The organism is Acidovorax sp. HMWF029 (genome assembly GCF_003060895.1).
GTDB lineage: Bacteria > Pseudomonadota > Gammaproteobacteria > Burkholderiales > Burkholderiaceae_C > Acidovorax.
Map to the genome: position 1 here is coordinate 665 of NZ_QAIH01000224.1, position 5,291 is coordinate 5,955.

A 5,291-nucleotide genomic window follows, 5' to 3' on the forward strand; every position below is an offset into this window, starting at 1 on the left:
GCCCTGGGGCGCAGGCGTCTTCTCGACCGAGAGGTAGAAGTCCCAGGTTTTCCAGACGGTGATGAACACGTTGTCGTCGCGCTGGTCGCCGTCTTCGTCCACATGCCGCTGGCAGATCGAAAAGTCGGTCTGCTGGAACCAGCCATAGGCCTTGTGCTCCTTGTGCGCGATGACTGGGGTGTGCACCACGGCCACGATGTTCTGCACGCTGATGCTGTTGTCGGCGCACAGGTCATGCGCCAGCGGCCAGGCGGCCTGGATGTCTGCGCTGCTGTGCACCGCGCTGTCGCCAGCCCGCACGGCGGCCACGACCTGGGGGCGGTCCAGCATGGCAGCCAGGCCGTCTTCGCCCGACGCAGCCCCGTTGTGGAACTCGGGGACAAACACGGCGCCCAGCACCTCGCCGGAGAACTGCGCCAGGTGCGGCACGGGGCGCACCTCGTCCAGCAGAAACTCCACCTGCTCGGGGCCTGCGATGTGCAGGTGGTATTCGTCTGTGAATAGTGCCACGCGGGCCTGCAGCCCACCGTGCACGCGCAGCTCGCCATGGTTGTAGTGGCCCCACAGCAGGTCCTGCACCCGCAGTGCGCCTTGCACATGCACCAGCTGTCCGCCGATCACGGCGTTGTGCATCTGGGCGTCGCCGGTGACGATGAGGTGGGTGGCGCCATCGGTGTCGTCGCAGGTCAGCGCGCCGTCGATGTGCAGGTGGCCGTCCACCAGGATGAGAAAAAGCGAACGGGGGATGGGCGTGTTGTCCGCGTCGGTTTGCAGGCTTTGCCACCAGCGGCGCTGCGGGCTGCCGCTGGCCAGGGGGGCGTCCAGGTGCAACTCGGGCCACTGCACGTCGCCCGTGATCCACAGCACGGTTTCGTTGGCGAGCGCGCCGGGGTCGTGCGCCAGGCGTTCGGCCATCCAGCAGTCGGCGGGGATCAGTGCGGCCACATCGGCCAGCGGGCAAAGTCGGGCAGTGGGCATCGGGCGTTGGATTGATGGTGCCAGTGGCGGGGCATCGTACACGCAGGTCACGCGGTGGCTGCTTTGCGCAGACAATGATGTGTTGTCTTATTAATCGGCCTTCATGACCCCAACCCCCCCTGTTTTTGAAGTCCTGCCCCGCGACCTTTCGGCCTACCGCCAGGGCAATGTGGGCATCGACTATGTGCACCGTTTCGAGTCCGGCAAGCCCGGCCCCCATGTGCTCATCAACGCCCTCACGCACGGCAACGAAATCTGCGGCATGGTCGCCGCCACGCACCTGCTGGACACGGGCGTGCGCCCCCTCATCGGCACGCTGACCATCAGCTTCGCCAACGTGGCGGCCTACGAGTCGTTTGACGCGAGCCGCCCGTTTGAAAGTCGCCAGCTGGTGCACAACCTCAACCGTGTGTGGTCTGTGGCCGAGCTGGAAGGCACCGAGGACAGCCCTGAGCTGCAACGCGCCCGCGCACTGCGCCCGGTGGTGGCTGCGGCCGACCATATCCTTGACATCCACTCCACCAGCCAGGACGTGCAGCCCTTCTGGGTCTACCCCGCTTACCCGCGCAACGCCAAGGCGGCGCTGGCCCTGGGGCGCCCGCCCGTGCATCTGGTGATGCCCAGCGGTCTGGGCTCGGGCACGCCGCTCATCCAGCATGGCCGCCATGGCCAGGCCGATGGCACGGGCGTGGCCCTGGTGGTGGAATGTGGCCAGCATTTCCTGCAATCGGCGGCCGATGTGGCCACGGCTGTGGCGCTGGATTTTCTGGCGCACTTTGGCCTGATCGCGCCCGCCGCCAACCGGCCTGCGCCGGGTGCACAGCGCAGCTACGAGCTGCTGGAGACCTGCATGGTGCGCACGGCGGACTTCCGCTTTGCGCGGCCCGTGCGGGGCTTTGAGGTGTTTGCCAAAGGTGAACTCATCGCCACCGATGGCCCGCACGAAATCCGTGCGCTGTGCGACGACTGCACTGTGCTCATGCCCACGCGCGAGCCCATCGTGGGGCGCGAGGCGGTGTACCTGACCCGGCCGATCTGACCGGTGTGCGACGCGTCCGGTGGTTCAGAACGACGAGCCGGGCTGCTGCAAAAACGCCAGTTCCTCGGGCGTTGAAACGCGCCCCAGCACCGCATTGCGGTGCGGGTAGCGCCCAAAGCGCGCAATGATGTCGCGGTGGCGCACCTCAAACTGCAGGTTGTTCTCCAGCCCCGGCTGGTCGAACAGCACCATGGCCTGCGCGTGGATGGTGGCCGACTCGCTGTGCATGTAGGGCATATAGGCAAAGGAGCGCTGCACGGGCGTCAATGCCGCGTCGTGGCCTCCGGCCACCAGCTCCTGGGCCAGTGCCAGGGCCTGGGCATCCTGTGCAAACGCCAGTGGCGAGCCACGGTGCAGGTTGCGCGAGAACTGGTCCAGCACCAGGATCTCGGCCAGGCGCCCCACAGGCGTGGCGCGCCACGCCCACAGCTCGCACTGTTGCGCCGCCTGCCAGGTGGCGCCAAACCGGGTGCGAATCAGCGTGTCCAGCGCGTCGCTCTGGGCAAAGTGCTGAGCGGGGGTAAGTTCTTCAAACCAGAAGTGCAGGATGTCGTGGGCTTGCATGGGCTGGGTATCCGTTTTATTGAGATAAATTGGCCGTCTCCGCGCATTGGTATTTGTTTTGTTGCTATTGAATTTGTAGTATTCAATGCAGGCCGGACGGTGATAACTTGCGGGCGCCGCCTTCAGGGGGGTACCACGGTCTGCGTGCGCTCCTGGCGCACCAGGTACAGGCCGCTGCCGATGATGATGGCGCCGCCCAGCAGTGTGCTGTAGCCGGGCACGGTCTGCCACAGCACCCAGTCCAGCCCCATGCCCCAGGCCAGCGCCGTGTATTCAAACGGCGCCACCACCGACGCCTGCCCGTGGCGAAACGCCTCGGTGATCGCCAACTGGCCCGCAAACCCCGTGACAGCCAGCCCCGCCACCAGCGGCCAGTGCGCCTGGGCCACGCCCACCCATTGCGGCCAGGCCAGCGTGCCAGCGCCCAGGGCCAGCAAGGTGGTGGTCCAGAACACCAGGCTGGCGCTGGAATCGGTGCGCGTGAGCAGGCGGCCTGTGATGGCCGACACCGCATAGCAGCCCGCCGCCGCCAGCACCGCCAGCGCGCCCAGGGTAAAGAACGCCTCCTGGTTGGGCCGCAGCGCCACCAGCACGCCCACCATGCCCAGCGCAATCGCCATCCAGTGGGCGGCACGCACCTTCTCGCGCAGCACCACGGTAGACAGCGCCGTGATCAGCAGCGGCGCGATGAAAAACAGCGTGTAGGCCTCGGCCAGTGCCAGCTCGCGGATGGCAAACGCAAACAGCGCCAGCATGGCCACGTTGAGCCCGCCGCGCAGCAGGTGCAGCGGCCAGCGCACTTTGAGCAGCCGGGGCACCTCGCCGCGCCACAGCGCATACAGGGCCACCAGCGGCAGCGCGGCCCAGCCCCGCAAGGCGGCTACCTGCATGGCGGGGTAGTGCACCGTGAGGGTCTTGAGCAGCGCATCCATCAACGAGAAAAAGCCCACCGCAGCCACCATGGCGACGATGCCGCGCAGGTCGCCAGACGATGCGCTGGGGACTGCGCTGGAGTTCTCTGGTGGGTTGGGCGGCGCGGTGGTGCGGTCGTCGGGCTCAGACATGGCCGCCCTGATGAATGGCTGCGTGGGTCAGGGCGTGGGGGCGCAGGGCTGCACGCTGGGTTGGCAGGGGGCTGGAGGAGGATGGCGGCCGGTGCATGGGAGGTGTCCCCACCGCCCCTTGTGGGCGTGGGGGCGTGTGCAGGGCCAAAAAGTGTAGCGCAAGGGCTCCATCAGCCAAACGTGCGCCCAACCCCCAAGGCGCCCATCCGCTGGCTGATCGCAAAGAACTCCGCCACCGTCTCTTCAATGATCTGTTGCGCGGTCTTGATGGAGTCGATGAGCCCGGCCGTCTGCCCTGCGAGTGCAGGGGCCGCCTCCATGTCGCCGTCAAAGTACACGCGCTGTATGCCCGCAAAGCTGTCGGCGGGCATCAGGCCGGCCTCGTGGATGGCCTGGGTGCGCTGCGACTTGAGTGCGCGGATGCAGGGGCTGGCCTTGGTGTTGAGCATCCAGGTGCCCGTCACGCCCGCATCGACAATGGCATTTTTGTAGTTGGCGTGCACGGGGCTTTCGGCGCAGCTGACAAAGCGCGTGCCCATCTGCACCGCCTCAGCCCCCAGCGCAAAAGCCGCCGCCATGCCGCGCCCATCGCAGATGCCCCCTGCGGCCACCAGCGGCACGTCCACCTGCGCGCGGATGGCCTGCAGCAGCACCAGGGTGGAGACTTCTTCGGGGTTCTTGAAGCCGCCGCCCTCGCCGCCTTCGACCACCAGGCCGTCAATGCCTGCGTCCACGCACTTGAGCGCGGCATCCACCGTGGGCACCGCGTGGTAGACGGTGATGCCCGCGTCCTTGAGCGGCGCAATGAATTTGGCCGGGCTGCCTGCCGAGGTGGTCACAAACTTCACGCCCGACGCGCACACAAAGCGCAGCATGGCGTCGTCCTTCAAAAAGCGGATGGGCAGGTTCACGCCAAAGGGCAGGCCCAGCGCGCTCATCTTGGTGATCTCGGCCTGGCAGTTGGCCGTCTCGCCCGAAGATGTCTCGATGATGCCGAGCCCGCCCGCACGGGACACCGCTGATGCCAGCTGCGTGCGCGCGATCCAGCCCATGGGCGCCTGGATGATGGGGTAGCGCGCGCCGGTGTGGGCAAGGACGCGGTTGGTGGCGGGTGCGGTCATGGGCTGGGTCTCCTGTTTTTTGGGAAGCGCCCATTATTTCGACGGGTGTGCCGCCGCCGTGTCGCCCGGGTTACGGGACCAAGGCGGGTGTCGCGTCCCAGGGCAGCTTTGCAAACAGGCGCTGCCAGTCGGCGCATGGCGCGGTGGAGTCGTCGGCGGGGGTGTGTACGCCGCCCCAGTCCGCAGGCCCAGGCCATTGCAGCCCGCTGTCAAACGCCATCACAACGCCCGACACCGGGTGCGGCACCATGAGTTGCCAGGCATGCAGCCACAGCCTTTGTTGACCCAGCCGCTCGGCCCACCAGCGGTTGAGCGGGCCTTTGCCGTGGGTGGCGTCGCCGATGATGGGGTGCGCCAGGTGCTTGAGGTGGCGGCGGATCTGGTGCCGCCGCCCGGTGGTGGGGATGGCCTCGACCAGCGAGGCGCGGGTGGTGGCAAAGCGCGCATCGCTGGCTTCAGGCAGCGTGAGCTGCGCTAGGCGCCGAAAGCGCGTGTGGGCGTCCTGCACCGCCGCATCGGCGGGGG

At 67.5% G+C, this 5,291-nt stretch carries 5 protein-coding genes and 1 pseudogene; 1 reads left to right on the top strand and 5 read right to left on the bottom strand.

From position 1 onward, the window contains the following. A pseudogene (locus DBR12_RS15675) lies at positions 1 to 978 on the bottom strand (WD40 repeat domain-containing protein); the annotation flags it as partial. Between the two features lie 103 nt (positions 979 to 1,081). Here DBR12_RS15675 and DBR12_RS15680 point away from each other — a divergent pair. Further along, the gene (locus DBR12_RS15680; protein ID WP_108618114.1) at positions 1,082 to 2,017 is read left to right on the top strand and encodes a succinylglutamate desuccinylase/aspartoacylase family protein; all 936 of its coding nucleotides are present in this window, start codon (positions 1,082 to 1,084) and stop codon (positions 2,015 to 2,017) included. A gap of 24 nt (positions 2,018 to 2,041) precedes the next feature. Here the strand turns inward: DBR12_RS15680 and DBR12_RS15685 are convergent, their stop codons facing one another. The 4 genes from DBR12_RS15685 to DBR12_RS22980 form a co-directional block, all read right to left on the bottom strand. Further along, positions 2,042 to 2,581 (bottom strand): DUF924 family protein, encoded by a 540-nt coding sequence (locus tag DBR12_RS15685; protein ID WP_108618115.1) that lies wholly within the window; start codon positions 2,579 to 2,581, stop codon positions 2,042 to 2,044. A 122-nt stretch (positions 2,582 to 2,703) separates the two neighbouring features. Next, positions 2,704 to 3,645, bottom strand: coding sequence for a DMT family transporter (locus DBR12_RS15690; protein WP_255575924.1), 942 nt, complete (start codon positions 3,643 to 3,645; stop codon positions 2,704 to 2,706). A 170-nt stretch (positions 3,646 to 3,815) separates the two neighbouring features. After that, positions 3,816 to 4,766 (bottom strand): nitronate monooxygenase family protein, encoded by a 951-nt coding sequence (locus DBR12_RS15695; RefSeq protein WP_108618116.1) that lies wholly within the window; start codon positions 4,764 to 4,766, stop codon positions 3,816 to 3,818. A gap of 70 nt (positions 4,767 to 4,836) precedes the next feature. After that, positions 4,837 to 5,291: pseudouridine synthase (locus DBR12_RS22980; RefSeq protein ID WP_233244581.1), on the bottom strand; the 455-nt coding region annotated here is incomplete at its 5' end.

What these genes read in the sequence shown, in the direction of transcription:
- DBR12_RS15680 (WP_108618114.1), top strand. Translation starts at nt 1,082, where the DNA reads ATGACCCCAACCCCCCCTGTTTTTGAAGTCCTGCCCCGCGACCTTTCG.
- DBR12_RS15685 (WP_108618115.1), bottom strand. Translation starts at nt 2,581, where the DNA reads ATGCAAGCCCACGACATCCTGCACTTCTGGTTTGAAGAACTTACCCCC.
- DBR12_RS15690 (WP_255575924.1), bottom strand. Translation starts at nt 3,645, where the DNA reads ATGTCTGAGCCCGACGACCGCACCACCGCGCCGCCCAACCCACCAGAG.
- DBR12_RS15695 (WP_108618116.1), bottom strand. Translation starts at nt 4,766, where the DNA reads ATGACCGCACCCGCCACCAACCGCGTCCTTGCCCACACCGGCGCGCGC.